This is a genomic window from Streptomyces sp. NPDC050145 (assembly GCF_044460245.1).
GTDB lineage: Bacteria > Actinomycetota > Actinomycetes > Streptomycetales > Streptomycetaceae > Streptomyces.
Genome location: NZ_JBITJS010000006.1, coordinates 402475 through 419457 on the forward strand (window position 1 = coordinate 402475; position 16983 = coordinate 419457).

Below are 16983 nucleotides of genomic sequence, written 5' to 3' on the forward strand. Positions count from 1 at the left end.
TTACAGCTCCTTGATCCGGATGTCGCGGTACGAGATGACGTCCGTCGTGCTGTGGACCTGGAGACCGAGGTAGCCGGAGGCGTAGCGCCGGCCGTCGGTGCCCGGGTCGTCCGAGCGCGGCGGCTCGAAGACCTGACCGCCCGTGTTGTCGAACTCGTTGATCAGCACGCCGTTGCGGTACACCGAGTAGTGCTGGTCCACCACCTTGATCTCGTAGTCGTTCCACGTGCCCTTCTGGGTGACGCCCGCGCCCGCGAGCCCGACCCGGTCGAAGCCGTAGACCGAACCGGTCTTGTACATGTCGCCGTCCGGCCGGTCGAGCACCTGCAGTTCGTGCCCGTACTTGATGGCGACCCACTCCGGGCGCGACTCCTCGGGGTGGTCGTGCACCCACGGGAAGCGGACGAAGACACCGCCGTTGGCGTTGCCGGTGCCCGGGGCGTCGTCACGCCACTGGAGCTTCAGCGAGAAGTCGCCGTACTTGCGCTCCGGGAACCACAGCATGCCCATGCCCTGGACGTCGGTGCGGCTGGTGATCGAGCCGTCCGCGTTGAGCGCGAACTTCCCGCCACCGACCTGCTCCCAGCGCGCGAACGACTCCTCGGTGCCGTCGAGGATCTTCCGGTAGCCCTCGGTCTGCCCCGGCTTGCCGATCCCGGACTGCTTCGCCGCCCGGTTGATCTTGTTGTACTCGCGCTGGTCGACGACGCCCTGCTTCAGGAGCGCGTCGGTGACCGTCTTCACGTGCTTGAGGAAGAGGGCCTGCGAGGTCCACTCCTTCTCGTCCTCGATCAACTCGTTGATCCGGCACCGGTTCTCGGTGACCCGGTTCGGCACGCCCGTGTCGACCGTGCCGACGAACACGGTGGAACGCTCGTCGTACTCCGGGCAGTTCGGCGCCGGCACCCCGCCGCCCGAGGCGACCGCGAAGACGAAGGTCTGCGCCGGCGACGCGTTCCCCGCCTTGTCGCTCGCCCGGTACGTGACCGAGTGAGCGCCCACCCGGTCCACCACCACGGGTTCCGTGTAGGCGAGATAGGGGCCGCCGTCCAGCGAGTACTCGACCTTGTCGACGCCCGAGTCGTCGTCCGTGGCCGTCAGCGTCAGCTTCGCGTCGCCGATGTACGCGCCGTCGGAGTTCTTCTCACCCGCGACCGCCAGCGACACCGTCGGCGGCGTCGTGTCCTCGGCCGGCGGCTCGACGACCTTGAACGAGACGGACTTCTCGGCCGCCTGGTTGCCGGCCTTGTCCGCCGCCCGGTAGCGCACCGTGTGCTCGCCCGGCTCGTGGACCATGACGGGCGCGGTGTACGGCTGCCAGGCGCCGTCGGCGCCGATCGCGTACTCCACCGTGTTGACCCCGGAGCCGGTGTCCGACGCTGAGACCGTCACCGTGGCCATGCCGACGTACGCGCCGTTCGCGTCCTTCTCGCCGCTGACCGTCGCCGAGGTCTCCGGCGGCGTCGAGTCGTCCGTCGGCGGCGCGACCACGGTGAAGGCGAGCGACTTCTCCTCGGCGGTGTTGCCCGCCTTGTCGGTCGCCTTGTACTTCAGGGTGTGCGCGCCGACCTGGTTCACGACGACCGGCGCCGTGTACGGCGTGTACGCGCCGCCGTCGAGGGCGTACTCGATCCGGTCCACGCCCGACCCGGCGTCGGTCGCGGACACGGTCAGCGAGGCGGAGCCGACGAACGCGCCGTCCGCGTTCGTCGACCCCTCCGCCTTCGCGGAGGTCTCGGGCGCGGTGGTGTCGTCACCGCCGCCGCCGTCCGTCACCACGAGGATGCCCTGCATGCTGCTGTGGCCCGGGATCGTGCAGTGGTAGCGGTAGCGCCCGGGGGAGAGCGTGACCTCGACGGAGTGCTTGCCGCCCTGGTCGTCGTTGGGGTTGGCCAGGATGTTCAGCGGCACGTCGTTGTTGTACTCGGGGTCCGACACGTCGAAGGTCAGCGTGTGCGGCATGCCCGTCGTGTTCCCGGTCGCCGCGCTGTTCTCGAACACGATCGTCGCCCTGCCCGCGACCGCCGTCGCGGGCGCGGACCCGTACTTGGTGATGTCGTCGCCCGCCGTCCAGGTCAACACCTGCTCGGCCGCCGCCTGTCGGGCGTCGTCGGGCCTTCCGTACGCCGTCGACGTCGTGCCGACGAGCCCGAGGCACATCAGCAGGGCGGCGAACAGCGCCGTCCACAGTCTTCGCCCGCGCCGGTCCGTCATCGTCGCTCTCCCTTCCTGGCCAGCTGATCGGCCGCCGGGGTCGCCGCGCCGCCCGTGTACGTGACCTTCCACAGCGCCGACTTGCTGTCGGAGGTGAAGAAGCCGCGCCCGTAGTCGAGGACGTACAGCGCGCCGTCGGGACCGAACTTCCAGTCCATGAGGTTCTTGATGCCGTCGTTGCCGATCGGCACGATCTTCTTCAGCGACTCGGCGTGCACCGGCACGGAGCCATCGCCGTGCGTCTTCGGGTCGGTCAGGACCGCGTGCCGCGGCTGGTCGGAGTCGTAGAAGTCACCGATGAACCACTTGCCGTCCCAGTAGCTCGGCCACTTGTCCGCGTTCGGCACCGCGGCGTCGTAGCGGTACACGGGCCCGTCCATCGCGGCCTGCCCGCCGCCCTTGAGCCACGGCAGCAGATAGGTCGCCTCCTCCTTCTTGTACGAGGGGACGCCGTTCGCGTCGCGCGGATAGTCGGGGGCGCCGCCCTGCGGGGAGTACCAGACGTTGTTCCCGGTGACCGGCGGCAGGTTGACCAGTCCGTCGTTGTTCGGCGACTCGTTCTTCGGGTGGTCGCAGTCGTACCAGCCCAGCGGCTTGCTCGGATCGGGCAGACCGCGGTCGCGGTAGGGCTGCTTGTTGCCCATGCAGTACGGCCAGCCGCGGTTCGACGCCTTGGTGATCACCGCGAACGTGTCGTACTTGGCGGGGCCCCAGGTCGTCGACGGCTCACCGGCGTCCGGCCCGACCCAGCCCGCGTAGAGCGTGTCGGTCTTCCTGTCGACGGAGATCCGTGCGGGGTTCCTGACCCCCATCACATAGATCTCGCCGCGCGTCTTGCCACCGCCCTCCGCGGTCTCCTCGCCGGTGAAGAGGTTCCCCTCGGGCAGCGTGTACGTGCCGTCGGGCTCCGGGTGGATGCGCAGGATCTTGCCGTTGAGGTTGTTGGTGTTGCCGGCGGTGCGGCGGGCGTCGGCGAACGAGACGCCCTTGTAGTTCGGCTCCGGGTTGTTGCCGGAGTAGCCGCCGCTGAACCCGGAGGAGTTGTTGTCACCCGTGGCGATGTAGAGATTGCCCTTCGAGTCCCAGGCCATCCCGCCGCCTGCGTGGCAGCAACTGTGCACCTGCACCGGCCACTTGAGCAGTACCTTTTCGCTGCTCAGGTCCAGCTTGTTCGTCGCGGGGTCCAGTGTGAAGCGCGAGACGCGTCGCTCGGCCATCTGCTTGTCGCGGTCGAGCTGCGCGTGCGGGGTGTAGTGCAGATACACCCACCCGTTCTCCTCGAACTTCGGATCGAGCTCGATCCCGAGCAGGCCCTCCTCGACCTTGATGAGCTCGTCGCCGCCGCCCTTGTTGCCGAAGACGGTCAACTCGCCCGCGAGCGTCACCTTCTCGGTCTTCGGGTCGTAGACGTGGACCTGACCCTTGCCCTTGCCGATGTCCGGGTCGTTCCAGTCCGTCACCACCGGCTGCGAGGAGTCCCCGCCGCCGCGCCCGATGTACAGGACGCGCCCGTCCGGTGCAGTCACGAGCCCGTGCGGTTCGCCGATCTGGTCGCTCTGCCCCGCCTGGTTCGGCGCGGTCAGACGCTCGGCCTTGTAGTTGCCGTTGATCGCGGCCTTGCAGTCGGCGCGCACGATCCGCGACGTCCACAGCAGCGCTCCGCGCAGATGGTCGCGGAAGTCCACCTCGTCGTACGAGGCGACGGTCCCGCCCATCCCGGTGTAGAAGGAGCGTCCGCCGTCGTAGTCACGGCACCAGGACACCGGATGGTCGGCGCCGTTCGCGCCCGCGCCCGGCTTGTACGTGGACTCGCGGACCCGGGCCACGGTGTGCACGTCGCCGGACGGGTTCTTCGCCCAGTTCAGCCACTGGTCGGGACGCTTCCACTGCACCGGCAGGTCCTTCGTCGCCGGGTGCTGCCGGTCGCCGACCTCGACGGTCGCGCGCTGCACGGCCGGGGGCGCGGAAGCGGCGGGGCGGGCGCCGATCAGCCCGCCGAACCAGTCGGAGTACGGCTCGGCGCGGGCCGCGTCGTGGATGCCGACGAAACCGCCGCCCGCCTCCATGTAGCTCTCCAGGCCCGCCTCCTGGTCGGGGTCGAGGACGTCCCCGCCGCCGGTCAGGAAGACCACCGCGTTGAAGCGGCTCAGCCGTGCGGCGTCCGTGAAGACGGAGGCGTCGTCGCTCGCCACGACCTTGAACCGCTGGGCGGTGGGCCCGGACAGGCCGATCTTCTCGATCGCCGCGATACCCGCGTCGACGGTCGGCGACGCGTCGCCGCCGGCCGCCGAACCGTAGAAGACCAGCACCCGGACATTCGCGCCGCCGGGCGGCGACTGGATGGACATCGTTGTCATGCGCCCGTTGCCGGGGTCCGTGTAGGCGCTTGCGGCGGGGCCGCTGAGCAACCCCGCTGCCAGCGCCGTCCCGGCGATCCCGGCGGCCCAGACCCGGCCGCGTCTGCTTCGTCTGCTTCGTTTGCTTCTTCCCGCGCCGAACTCTCGTACGGGCAACGGCTTGTGATGCGGTAACCGCCGCATGTGCTCACCCACTCCCCATCGGACACAGCAACAGCGCCGTGAAAGCTAGACCTCTTTTCGCGGCGCGCCAATAGCTATGACCGCACTGGCGCGAACTTTGTCCTGGGTGTGGATAAACGAAGATCAGGTGGCTACGGTGCCCCACGCGATGTGAAAGCCCGTACGAGGGTGGGGAGTTGTCCGTGACGGAACGCGACGAACCGAACCGCAGCACGGCTCAGGAGGAGAACCGGGCCACCGAACAGGACAGACGCGCACTCAGCCGCCGGATGCTGATCGGCGGCGCGGTGGCCGCCACGGCCGGGGTGACATCGTTGTCCCTCGCGGCGACGGCGTCCCCCGCGGCCGGCGCCGACACCCCGCCGCGCACCGCGCCCGCGGGCGGCGAGGTGCGGCGGATCAAGATGTACGCCGAGAAGCTCGCGGACGGGCAGCTCGGCTACGGCTTCGAGAAGGGCAAGGCGTCGATCCCGGGCCCGCTGATCGAGCTCAACGAGGGCGACACCCTGCACATCGAGTTCGAGAACCTCACGGACGCCGACGCGAGCCTGCACGTCCACGGCATGGACTACGAGATCTCCAGCGACGGCACGCGCATGAACCGCAGCCACGTCGAGCCCGGCGGCACCCGCACCTACACCTGGCGCACCCACGCCCCGGGCCGCCGCAAGGACGGCACCTGGCGCGCGGGCACGGCCGGCTACTGGCACTACCACGACCATGTCGTGGGCACCGACCACGGCACGGGCGGCATCCGCAAGGGCCTGTACGGGCCGGTGATCGTGCGCCGCAAGGGCGACGTCCTGCCCGACCCCGGCAAGACCTTCACGATCGTCTTCAACGACATGACGATCAACAACAAGGCCGCCCACGAGGCCCCCACCTTCGAGGCGACCGTCGGCGACCGCGTCGAGATCGTGATGATCACGCACGGCGAGTACTACCACACGTTCCACCTGCACGGTCATCGCTGGGCGGACAACCGCACCGGCACGCTGACCGGCCCCGACGACCCGACCCAGGTCCTCGACAACAAGATCTGCGGCCCCGCCGACTCCTTCGGCTTCCAGTTCATCGCCGGCGAGGGCGTCGGCGCGGGCGCCTGGATGTACCACTGCCACGTCCAGAGCCACTCCGACATGGGCATGGCCGGACTGTTCCTGGTCAGGAAGGCCGACGGCTCGATCCCGGGCTACGACCCGCCGCACCACTGACGGCGGGCCCCGGCCACCGCCTCACAAGTCGGCCGCCCGGAACATCACCCGCCCCCCGACCACCGTCAACCGCACCTCCAGGTCCGGGAGTTCCAGCGCGGCCACCGTCGTCGGGTCCGCGGCGAAGACGGACAGGTCGCCGCGGAAGCCGGGGGCGATCCGGCCCGTGATCCGTTCCTCACCGGCGGCGTACGCCGCGTTCAGGGTCATCGCGCGCAGTGCCTCGGCGCCGGTCAGGGCCTGGCCGGGGCCGTGCGGCGGGAGGGTCAGGTCGCGGGTGGGGCGGCGGTGCCGGGCGCCCGCGAGGACGCCGAGCGGCGGGTACGGGGCGATCGGCCAGTCCGAGCCGAGCACCACGCGCGCCCCGGCGTCCCACAGGTCGCGGCAGCGCCAGGCCCGCCCCGCCCGCTCCTCGCCGAGCCGGCGCGACCAGTTGTCGGTGTGGTCGGCGCGCGTGAAGTCGCAGCAGTGCGTCGGCTGCATGGACGCGACCACGTCCAGCTCGGCGAAGCGGCTCACCGTGTCGTCCGGGACCGTCTCGATGTGCTCGACCCGGTGCCGTACGCCGCCGGGGGCCTCGGCGCGGGCCTTCGCGACCGAGTCGAGGACGTGGCGCACGGCCGCATCGCCGATCGCGTGGGTCGCCGTCGTCACGCCCGCCCGGTGCAGTTCGGTGACGACGTGCGTGTAGTCGGCGGGGTCGGGCCAGAACGCGTGCGTGGACTCGCCGTGACAGTCGGGCCGCTCCAGCCACGCGGTGCCGTTGTCCACCGTGCCGTCCATGAACAGCTTCACACCGGCCGTGCGCCACAGGTCCCCGCCTGTGCCCTGGAGTTCGATGAGCTCGCGGAGCCGGTCGGCGTCGGCGCCCGGCTGGCACCAGGGGGCGAGCCGCAGCCGCAGCGGCAGTTCACCGGCCGCGTCGAGCTCGGCGAGCAGGGCTGTGCCCTCCGGCTCGGCCTCCATCGCATGGCCGCCGGTCAGGCCCGAGGCAGCCATGCCCCGCAGCACCTCGGCGAGCCTCGCACGCTTCTCCTCGTGGCTGGGCTGCGGCGCGACCCGCAGCACCAGCTCGCACGCCGCGTCCTCCAGGAGCAGCCCGGTCGGCCGGCCGTCCGCGTCACAGACCACCTCGGCGGCCTGGTCGAAGGTGCGGGGCCCGTCGACCCCGGCCCGCTCCAGGGCCTCGGGGCTCGCCAACAGGGAGTGGCCGTCGAAGAGTTGAAGCAGCGCGGGCACGCCGTCGAGCACCGGTGAGAGCGCGTCGGCGGCGACGGGCCGGTCGCCGAACACGTTCGGGTCCAGGCCCCAGGCGTGCAGCCAGGCGCCGGGCGCGAGCCGCCGCCGCTCCTCGGCGAGCGCGGCCCGTACGTCGTCCAGGCCGGTACAGCGGGACAGGTCCAGGCCCCGCGTGAGCTCGGCGCCGGAGGCCGGGTGGAGGTGGCCGTCGACCAGGCCCGGCGTGACGACCGCGCCCTTGAGGTCGATCACGGTCGTGCCGGGGCCGACGAGCGAGCGGATCGCGTGGTCGTCGCCGAGCGCGCTGATCGTGCCGTCGGCCCGCACGGCGAGCGCGCTGTACGACAGGAAGCCGCCCGCGGCCGGGTCGAGCAGCCGGGCGGAGAGGAGGACGAGCTGCGGGTGCATGGTGCGGTGCTCCGGATCCGTGGTCGGGGGCGCCGTCCGTGCGGCGCCGTGCGGGGTGAGGTGCCGGTCAGTGCGGGGCCAATGCTCCCTTGTCCAGGCCGAGTTCGTGCTCGGCCAGGGTGATCGCCATACGGCGCACGGCCGGGGGCAGTACGTCGTGCTCGGCGCCGGCGTCCGCGCCGAGTCCGTCCAGGACGACGAGGATCATCTGGGCGGTCACCACGGGGTGGGGGGTGCGGAACGCGCCGTGCGCCACCCCGTCCGCGAGCAGCCCCGACAGCCGGTCGCGCCAGGCCGCCTCCTGCTCGGCGACGCGGGAGCTCAGGGCGGGCCGGTAGCGGCTGAGGTGCCGGGCGTTCACCCACAGCGCGCTGATGGCGTTCCACGCGGGCCCGCTCGTGAGGGCGAAGAACGCGGCGAGCCGCGCCGTGGGGTGCGCGTCCGGGGCGGCCGGCGGGATCAGCGCGTCCAGCTCACCGCTCGCCGCGTCCCCGAAGGCCTCCGCGACCAGCTCCTCGGCCGAGGGGAAGTAGTGACTCACCAGCCCGGGGCGGACGTCCAGCTCCTCGCCGATCCGGCGCAGCGTGATGCTCTCCAAACCTTCGGAAAGCGCAATTTCGGCGGCCTTCGCAACGATTTCCGCACGTCGGGCGGCCGGAGATTTTCGGATTCGTTTGCGCTCAACGCTTGACGGCATGCCGGGCACACTATTGAGTGTGCGACCAATAGGCAAGCGGTCGTGCGGCCGCCATGCATCAGGACACCGGAGGCCCTCCATGGCGTCGACGCTCCCCGAGAAGACCCCGGCGACGGATCGACCGACCGCCCCGCCCCAGGACCGTCCCGCCGGACGCATCGAGGCCCACGGTATCGACCAGATCCCCGACTCCGAACGGCGCGGCCGGCCCCGCGACCTGTTCGCCGTCTGGGCGGCCACGAACGTGAACTACCTCAGCCTCGTCATGGGCGGCGCGCTGATCCTCATGGGGCTCACGCTCTGGCAGGCCCTCGCCGTCCTCTTCGTCGGCAACCTCTTCTGGGTCCTGACCGGTCTGCTCGCCGTGCCGGGTCCCGCCGCGGGCGCCCCCAGCGAGGTGATCACCCGCGCGCTGTTCGGCGTCATCGGCAACCGCGTGAACAACGCGGTCACCGGCTGGCTCGTCTCGGTCTGCTACTTCGCCCTGAACCTGTCCGCCGCCGCGGTCGCCGCCTTCGCCCTCGTCGAGAAGGCGGGCATCCCGGCGACCACCACCGTCAAGACGGTCGTCGTCGTGGTCATCGCCGCGCTCACGCTGACCATCAGCGTCTACGGCCATGCCGTGATCATGCGGCTCTACGTCCCGATCACCCTCGTGCTCGGCGCCGCCTTCGCCGTGGTCGCCGTCGCCGTGTTCCGGCACGCCGACTACGCGTACGTGCCCGCCGAGCCGCTGCACGGCGTCGACCTGTGGGCCGTCGCCGTCGCGGGTGTCACCCTCATCGCCTCCGGCCCGCTCTCGTACACCACCAGCGCCGACTTCTCCCGCTACCTGCCGCGCACGACGTCGAAGAAGGCCGTCCTCGGCTGGACCGCGCTCGGCGGCTTCCTGCCCAGCATGATCGTCTGCTCTCTCGGCGTGTTCGGCGCGACCGTCGTCGACATGAGCGACCCGCAGAGCGGCCTGGCGAAGATCCTGCCCGGCTGGTTCACCCCGCTCTTCCTGCTGGCCCTCGTGCTCGGCACCATCTCGATCAACGCCCTGACCGCGTACAGCGCGGGCCTCGCCCTCCAGGCCGTCGGCCTGCGCATCCGCCGCACCGTCAGCGTCCTGTTCGACGGCACCGCGGCTGTCGCCCTCACCCTGTACGGCCTGCTGATCTCGAACTTCCTCGACACCGTCAGCAACGTCCTCCAGCTGACCGTCGTCCTGCTCGGCCCCAGCGTGGCCGTCTACGCGACCGACATCGTCCTGCGGCGCAACCGCTACGACGGCGCCGCCCTCGGTGACGAGTCCCGCGGCGGCCCGTACTGGTTCCGCGGCGGCGTCAACTGGTCCGGCGCGACCGCGCTCCTCCTGGGCGCCGTCACCTCCGGGCTCTGCGTCAACACCCTCTACACGGGCCCGCTCGCCACCGTCTTCGACGGAGTCGACCTCGCGCTCCCGGTCGGCATGATCGTCTCGGGCCTCGGCTACTGGCTGCTGGCGCGCAAGGGGATCCGCGCCACAGCCGCCTGACGGCTCAGGGTGCCGAGAGGTCGAACACCCACCACTCGGCGCACGGTGCCTCCTGCACGTAGATCCGCGGCCCCCGGGCCACCACACGGCGGCGGCCCTTCAGCGGGGCCCCGCCGGGCCCGGTCAGCCGGCCGGTCGTGACGGGCCGTACCTCGAGCCCGACGAGATCGCAGTCGACGAGCCGGTCGTGGTCGTCCCCGTACCCGCCGAGGAACGCGACGCGGTCGCCGTGCACGGCCAGGGCCCTGGCGGCGCGGACCGGGTTCTTCCGGACGACGGACGGGCGACCCGGGCGGTTGAGGACCAGCTCGAAGTCCGTGTAGGCGCAGGACCACGCCTGTGTCCCCGCGACGTTCAACGCGTACAGATCCGAGATGTGCCGCGTCCCGTCAGGCGGCTCGTACGCCCACGACGCCGCACCCGCCGCACTCCACCGCCGCAGTCCGGCACGGCTCAACTCGTCGTCCCCGTACACGCCTTCGTCGAAGTACCCCACCCACAGGTCACCGGCCTCGTCCGCGAGCAGATGCTCGACCGCGTCACCCACGTGAAAGGTGTGGGTGACGTCCCCGAGCGCGCCGAAGATCCGCACCTGGTCCGCGTCGCTGCGCAGGGCCCGGGCGCTCGCCACGACGAACCCGCCGTCGGGCAGCGCGTCGAACCGCGGGTGCCGCGCCCCCACGCCCCGCAGCGTCGTCTCGCGCGACGTGCCGTCCGGGGCGACCGAGACGACCAGCGCGTCGTACGGCACCCGCGCGCGCCGGTCCGCGAGCAGCCAGTGCGCGTACCCGGCCGCGTCCACCGTCGAGGCCCGCACCAGCCGGGTGCGGACGCGGGGCGGTATCCGCGCGTAGGGGCGCAGGGCGTGGTCCGGCGTCCGGGGGGTGAACTCCTGCATGGCGCGATCATGCGGTCCGGCCCGGCCCCCGGACAACCGCTTATGTACGCCCGCCCCTGCCCGGGTGTAGACCAGCGGTGAACCTGAACGCGCCGATCCGCCGTCGAGGGAGCCGAGTTGAGCAAGGACCGTACGTACGACTACGTCATCGTCGGAGCCGGGTCGGCGGGCTGTGTGCTCGCCGGGCGGCTCTCGGAGGACCCGGGCGTCCGCGTGGCCCTCGTCGAGTCCGGGCCGCGCGACCGCAAGAGCGAGATCCGGATCCCGGCCGCGTTCCCGAAGCTCTTCAAGACGGCGTACGACTGGGACTACGCGACCTGCGAACAGCCCGGCCTGGACGCGCGCGAGCTGTACTGGCCGCGTGGGCACACCCTCGGCGGCTCGTCGTCGATCAACGCCATGATGTGGGTGCGCGGCCACCGCGACGACTACGACGCCTGGGGTGAGGCCGCCGGGGAGGAGTGGGGGCACGACCGGCTCGTGCCCTACTTCCGGCGCGCCGAGCGCTGGCACGGCGCCCCGGGCGAGGACTCCGCGCACGGACGGCTCGGGCCGCTGCACATCTCCCCGCCGCGCGACCCGAACCCGACCACCGCCGCCTTCCTCGACGCCTGCCGGGCCCAAGGGCTCAAGGAACTGGGGGAGTTGAACGAGCCCGACCACTCCGGGTTCGCGCTCACCCCGCTCAACCAGTACAAGGGACGCCGCTGGAGCGCCGCCGACGGCTACCTGAAGCCGGCCGCACGCCGCCCCAACCTCGACATCCACACCGACGCCCGCGTCACCCGTATCGACTTCGACGGCACCCGCGCCGCCGGTGTCGTTGCCGAGGGCGTCACCGCCGGCGTCCTGCGCGCCACCCGCGAGGTGATCCTTGCGGCGGGCGCCATCGGCTCCCCGCACCTGCTCCAGCAGGCGGGCATCGGCGACCCCGACGACCTCGCCGCCGCGGGCATCGAGACCCGGGTCGCGTCCCCGGACGTCGGCCGCCGGCTCCAGGACCACCTGTCCTACGCGGTGACCGTCCGCACCCCGCACCCCGTCTCGCTGACCGGCGCCGACACCCCCGCCAACATCGCCCGCTTCCTGCTGCGCGGCCGCGGCCCGCTCACCTCGAACGTCGGCGAGGCCGTCGCCTTCGTCGCGACCCGGCCCGAACTCGCCGCACCCGACATCGAGTTGATCTACGCCCCGGTGCCGTTCATCGGTCATGGGCTCACCCCGCCCACCGAGCACGGCCTCACCGTCGGGGTCGTCCTGCTCCAGCCGCGCAGCTCCGGCCGCATCACCCCGACCGGCGCCGGGGCCGGAGCCGCGCCCCGCATCGACCCCGGCTACCTCACCGACGAGGAGGACCTGCGCACCCTGATCGCCGGGGTCCGGCGCGCCGAGGAGCTGTTCGACGACCCGGCCCTGCGCCCGCTGCGCTCGGCCCCGATGGGCGGTTACCCGGGCGTCGTCGACGACGCGGCGCTCGCCGCCGCGATCCGGGCGGGCGCCGAGACGCTCTACCACCCGGTCGGCACCTGCCGGATGGGCGCCGACCCGGACGCGGTGACCGACCCGAAGCTACGGGTGCGCGGGGTGGAGGCGCTGCGCGTCGTCGACGCCTCGGTCATGCCGCGGATCACGCGCGGCCACACGCACGCCCCGACGGTCGCCCTCGCGGAGCGCGCGGTGGAACTGATCCGCGAGGACGCCCGCGCCTGACCGAGCCGATCCTTATCCGAGCGTGGGGCCCTAGGAGCCGACGCTCACCGTGAACCGGCGCGGGTTGCCGTCGTGGGCCGCGCCGGACACGTCCGGCTGCCCGTCGGGCCGCACGTCGTCGTACGGGAAGGCGTACCCGATGGGCGAGTTGGCGTGCACGATCCGCGCCCAGTGGTTCGTGGTCGCGTCCTGGTAGTAGTCGCCGGACGTCGTGCCGTTCGGCTGCTCGGGGTGGGTGAGCATGATGCTGCGGTTGAACCCGGCGGCGATCCGGGCCAGCAGGCCCTTCTTGTCGTCGGGGTCGGCCGGGTTGTTGGCGAACGGCCCGTGGTTGCAGGTGAAGACGTCCTTCGACGTGGGCTTGGGGAAGGTGTGCCCGCCGTCGAAGGTGAGCGTGTCGCCGCTGACCCGGCCGGTGAACACGCCTCGCCCGCCCTGGAGGTCGATCCTCAGGTCCGTGCCGCGGTACTTCTCCCAGACCCGGTCGATGTACCCGTTCCACAGGTCGCGGAAGGGCATCTCGTCGGGCCGGTCGAAATAGGGCGCCATCAGGTTCTGCGGGGAGATCACGCGCAGCACCTTCCCGTCGCCGCCCCGGATGACGAGCCGGTCCCAGGGCTGCCCGTCCGCCCCGGCCTGCGCGGTGAGGTCGGCCGCGATCCGCTCGACGGCGCCGTCCGGCAGCGGGGCCACCGTGTGCGTGGCGTCGCCCTCCAGAGTGAGCCCGATGGGCAGGGCGGTGACCAGGTCGACGTAGCTGATGTTGGCGTACAGCTGGTCGGAGTTGAAGGTGAACTCGCAGAACGACCAGGTCTTCCCGTAGTTCGCGTCCGTGGGCGTCGCGAACGCCGGCTCGACGAGTCCGGGGCCCGGGTTGAGGAAGAAGTCGAGGGTGTCGTCGCGGACGAAGTAGACGCGGGCACCGTACATCTGAGGCAGCGTCACCACCTTGGGGGCCGATCCCGCCGCGCCCAGCGGGATCGCGCAGTCCACCGGCAGCGGGGTCTGCGGGGCGCTCGGCGACTCGGGCCGGTAGACGCCGCCGTCGGCGCGCAGCAGCACCCAGTTGCCGGTGGACTGCTCGTGGCCGGTGACGTACGCGCGCACCGTGCCGCTCAACGACTTGTTCTCCAGGGCCAGTTCACAGGTCGCGGGGGCGGCGGCGGCCCCTGCCGTCCACGACGGGACGGTGAGCGAGACGGCGGCCGTAGCGGCGGTCGCACCGGCACCGGCGAGAAACTTCCTGCGGGACATCCGGGGTATCACGGTCGGCACTCCTGACACGTGGGGGGTGTGGGGGAGCCCCACTGTGGCGAGCGGGATCGAGGCCGTCAAGACTTGCGGCAGGGAGCGCTCCCATCTTTTGTTTCTGTTCAGGAAGTGAATGAGTGGGGCAGGATTTCCTTTGGTCCGTACCTGTGCTGGTCAGCGTGGTGCGACGGCGCTGCGGGGTGGTCGGTGGAAGACTCGGTCGTACATCCCGCGCATCCCTCGACGAGGAGGGCTCGACCATGATCACGACCGACTACGCGGACGGCGCGCCGAACTGGATGGACCTCGGCACCCCCGACCTGGACGGTGCCGTCTCCTTCTACGGGGGCCTGTTCGGCTGGAGCTTCCGGCCGGGGCCGCCCGAGACCGGCGGATACGGCCTCTTCCAGCTCGGCGGACGGACGACGGCCGGCGCGATGACCGTCACGCCGGAGCAGGGGCAGCCCGCCTGGAGCGTCTACTTCCAGAGCGCGGACGCCGACGCCACCGCCGCGGCGGCTCAGAAGGCGGGCGGCGCGGTGCTCTTCCAGCCGATGGATGTCATGGATCTGGGCCGCATGGCGATCCTCGCCGACCCGGCCGGCGCCGCCTTCGGCATCTGGCAGCCCGGGACGAACAAGGGCCTGGAGCACGTCACCGAGGACGGCGGCCTGAACTGGGTGGAGCTCTACACCCCCGACGTGGCCGCGGCGAAGACCTTCTACGGAACGGTCCTCGGCTGGGGTGCCTTCGACGTGGAGTTCCCCGGCGGCACGTACACGACGGTCAACCCGGCGGGCACCGACGAGAACGGCATGTTCGGCGGGATGGTGCCGCTGAAGGCGGACCCCGTGGAGGCACCCGACGGGTCGCACTGGACTCCGTACATCCACGTGCCGGACGTCGACGCGGTCGCCGACCGGACGCAGGAGCTGGGCGGTACGGTACGCCAGGCGCCCTTCAGCCTGCCCGGCGTGGGCCGCATCGCCAAGCTCGCCGACCCCTACGGCGCGGGCTTCGCGGTCATCAAGGGCGACCCGAACCAGCAGTGAGCGGGTGCGCGGCGCGGGGCGTTGATCATTCGTTGATCGAACGTTTTGCGCCGCGCGGCAGCATGATCGTCATGCACGCGAACACGACCCTCACGCCTGCCGGCCCCACCTGGCGGGACCAGGCCCTGTGCGCCCAGACCGGCGGGGACTTCTTCTTCCCCGAACCCGGAAGCTCGGTCCGCGAGGCCAAGATGATCTGCCGGATGTGCGAGATCCGGCCTGCCTGCCTCGAGTACGCCCTGAAGCACGACGAACGCTTCGGCGTCTGGGGCGGACTGTCCGAGAAGGAGCGCCACGAGATCAGGCGCTCCTCCTAGGACTCACTCCCGGGAGCGGTGCGTCGGCCAGGTCACTTGGCGGCGGCGCGCGCCGCCATCCGGGCCTTGCGGGCGGCCAGCTTCTCGTCGAACTTGGCGGCCTCGGCGTCCAGGCCGTTCATGAACAGACCCAGCTCCTCCTGCGCCTTGAGCCCCTCCGGGCCCAGCCCGTCGATCTCCATGATCTTCAGGAAGCGGAGCACGGGCTGCAGCACGTCGTCGTGGTGGATCCGCATGTTGTAGACCTCGCCGATGGCCATCTGCGCGGCGGCGCGCTCGAAGCCGGGGATGCCGTGGCCGGGCATGCGGAAGTTGACGACCACGTCGCGCACGGCCTGCATGGTCAGGTCGGGGGCGATCTCGAAGGCGGCCTTCAGCAGGTTCCGGTAGAAGACCATGTGCAGGTTCTCGTCGGTCGCGATCCGGGTCAGCATCCGGTCGCAGACCGGGTCGCCGGACTGGTGGCCCGTGTTGCGGTGCGAGATGCGGGTGGCCAGCTCCTGGAAGGCCACGTAGGCGACCGAGTGCAGCATCGAGTGCCCGTTGTCCGACTCGAAGCCCTCGCTCATGTGCGACATGCGGAACGCCTCGAGCTGGTCCGGGTCCACGGCGCGCGAGGCGAGCAGGTAGTCGCGCATCACGATGCCGTGCCGGCCCTCCTCCGCGGTCCAGCGGTGCACCCAGGTGCCCCAGGCGCCGTCACGGCCGAAGAGCGACGCGATCTCGTGGTGATAGCTGGGCAGGTTGTCCTCGGTGAGCAGGTTCACCACGAGGGCCGTGCGGCCGATCTCGGTGACCTTGGACTGCTCCTTGCCCCAGGCCTCGCCGTCCTCGAACAGACCCGGGAAGTTCCGCGCGTCCGACCAGGGCACGTACTCGTGCGGCATCCAGTCCTTGGCGACCTTCAGGTGCCGGTTGAGCTCCTTCTCGACCACTTCCTCCAGGGCGTACAGCAGCCGGGCGTCGGTCCAGCTGGTCGACGAGCCGAGGCGGGGGGAGATGACAGTCACGAAGAGCTCCTGGGGACGGAGATACAGCGGGCGGAACGAGCGGATCTACTTACGGTGTCGTAGGTTACGTTCCCGTAGGTTAAGCGCTCGGTAAAGAGCCGCCCCCACCCCAGAAGCCCGAGCGGCCGGACTGAGAGGCAAGCCACACCTCCCCGCCCGGCCGCCGTTCATGTCAGGCGGCGCGCACCTCGTCGTGTGTCGTGTCCCTCAGGCAGCCGTCGAGCAGCAGCCAGCGCGTGATGCCGATCGACTCCAGGAACGGCAGATCGTGGCCCGCCACGATCAGGCTCCCCTCGTACGACGCCAGGGCCGAGGTCAGCCGGCGGACGCCGGCCATGTCGAGGTTGTTCGTCGGCTCGTCCAGCAGCAGGAGCTGCGGAGCGGGCTCGGCGAGCATCAGCGCGGCCAGCGTCGCGCGGAAGCGCTCGCCGCCCGACAGGGTGCCCGCGAGCTGGTCGGCCTTCGCCCCCTTGAAGAGGAAGCGGGCGAGCCGCGCCCGGATCCGGTTGACCGTGGCGTCCGGCGCGAACCGGGCCACGTTCTCCGCGACGCTCGCCTCCTCGTCGAGCACATCGAGGCGCTGGGGCAGGAAACGCAGCGGCACGTGCGCCGTCGCCTCTCCTTCGAGCGCCGCCAGTTCCCCGGCGATCGTGCGCAGCAGCGTCGTCTTGCCCGCGCCGTTGCGCCCGACCAGCGCGATCCGCTCGGGGCCGCGCAGTTCGAACTCGCCGTCCACGCGAGCCCCGTACGCGAGCTTCAGCTCACGCAGCGTGAGCACCTGCCGGCCCGGCGGCACCGCCGTGAACGGGAGATCGACGCGGATCTCGTCGTCGTCGCGGACCGCTTCGACGGCCTCGTCGAGGCGTTCCTTGGCCTCGGCGAGTTTCTCCTCGTGCATGATGCGGTGCTTGCCG

Annotated in this window: 13 protein-coding genes; 5 read left to right on the forward strand and 8 right to left on the reverse strand. The window is 71.4% G+C overall.

Annotated features, from left to right (window positions below; genetic code table 11):
• Positions 1-2214, reverse strand: a complete 2214-nt coding sequence (locus tag ACIBTU_RS15205) for an OmpL47-type beta-barrel domain-containing protein (RefSeq protein WP_399126557.1) — start codon at positions 2212-2214, stop codon at positions 1-3.
• Positions 2211-4754: a ThuA domain-containing protein gene (locus tag ACIBTU_RS15210; protein ID WP_399126558.1), complete on the reverse strand. Its 2544-nt coding sequence runs from the start codon at positions 4752-4754 to the stop codon at positions 2211-2213. Before ACIBTU_RS15210 ends, ACIBTU_RS15205 begins: the two co-directional genes overlap by 4 nt.
• Positions 4755-5023: 269 nt before the next feature.
• Between ACIBTU_RS15210 and ACIBTU_RS15215 the strand changes: the two genes are divergently transcribed.
• On the forward strand, positions 5024-5968 hold the full coding sequence (locus ACIBTU_RS15215; protein ID WP_399126583.1) for a multicopper oxidase domain-containing protein: 945 nt from the start codon (positions 5024-5026) through the stop codon (positions 5966-5968).
• A 21-nt stretch (positions 5969-5989) separates the two neighbouring features.
• On the opposite strand, the gene ACIBTU_RS15220 is transcribed toward ACIBTU_RS15215, so the two are convergent.
• Together ACIBTU_RS15220 and ACIBTU_RS15225 are read right to left on the reverse strand one after the other, a co-directional pair.
• A complete protein-coding gene (locus ACIBTU_RS15220; protein WP_399126559.1) occupies positions 5990-7615 on the reverse strand; it encodes an amidohydrolase in 1626 nt (541 codons plus the stop codon).
• Between the two features lie 67 nt (positions 7616-7682).
• On the reverse strand, positions 7683-8213 hold the full coding sequence (locus tag ACIBTU_RS15225; RefSeq protein WP_399126560.1) for a TetR/AcrR family transcriptional regulator: 531 nt from the start codon (positions 8211-8213) through the stop codon (positions 7683-7685).
• A 178-nt stretch (positions 8214-8391) separates the two neighbouring features.
• On the opposite strand from ACIBTU_RS15225, the gene ACIBTU_RS15230 reads away from it, so the two are divergent.
• Positions 8392-9831 (forward strand): purine-cytosine permease family protein, encoded by a 1440-nt coding sequence (locus tag ACIBTU_RS15230; RefSeq protein WP_399126561.1) that lies wholly within the window; start codon positions 8392-8394, stop codon positions 9829-9831.
• 4 nt (positions 9832-9835) lie between these two features.
• Here ACIBTU_RS15230 and ACIBTU_RS15235 read toward each other — a convergent pair whose 3' ends face one another.
• Positions 9836-10729 carry a hypothetical protein gene (locus tag ACIBTU_RS15235; protein WP_399126562.1) on the reverse strand — a complete coding sequence of 298 codons (894 nt, stop codon included), beginning with the start codon at positions 10727-10729 and terminating at the stop codon, positions 9836-9838.
• A gap of 117 nt (positions 10730-10846) precedes the next feature.
• Between ACIBTU_RS15235 and ACIBTU_RS15240 the strand changes: the two genes are divergently transcribed.
• Complete coding sequence (locus ACIBTU_RS15240) at positions 10847-12439, forward strand: GMC family oxidoreductase (RefSeq protein ID WP_399126563.1); 1593 nt, start codon at positions 10847-10849, stop codon at positions 12437-12439.
• A 30-nt stretch (positions 12440-12469) separates the two neighbouring features.
• Here ACIBTU_RS15240 and ACIBTU_RS15245 read toward each other — a convergent pair whose 3' ends face one another.
• Positions 12470-13693, reverse strand: a complete 1224-nt coding sequence (locus ACIBTU_RS15245) for a glycoside hydrolase family 64 protein (protein WP_399126564.1) — start codon at positions 13691-13693, stop codon at positions 12470-12472.
• 257 nt (positions 13694-13950) lie between these two features.
• Here ACIBTU_RS15245 and ACIBTU_RS15250 point away from each other — a divergent pair, with 257 nt between their 5' ends.
• Complete coding sequence (locus ACIBTU_RS15250) at positions 13951-14742, forward strand: VOC family protein (protein ID WP_399126565.1); 792 nt, start codon at positions 13951-13953, stop codon at positions 14740-14742.
• Positions 14743-14813: 71 nt separating this feature from the next.
• A complete protein-coding gene (locus ACIBTU_RS15255) occupies positions 14814-15059 on the forward strand; it encodes a WhiB family transcriptional regulator (protein ID WP_188335894.1) in 246 nt (81 codons plus the stop codon).
• A 32-nt stretch (positions 15060-15091) separates the two neighbouring features.
• On the opposite strand, the gene ACIBTU_RS15260 is transcribed toward ACIBTU_RS15255, so the two are convergent.
• A complete protein-coding gene (locus ACIBTU_RS15260) occupies positions 15092-16069 on the reverse strand; it encodes an acyl-ACP desaturase (RefSeq protein ID WP_399126566.1) in 978 nt (325 codons plus the stop codon).
• Positions 16070-16241: 172 nt separating this feature from the next.
• Positions 16242-16983 (reverse strand): ATP-binding cassette domain-containing protein (locus ACIBTU_RS15265; RefSeq protein ID WP_399126567.1); only part of this gene is annotated, 742 nt, incomplete at its 5' end.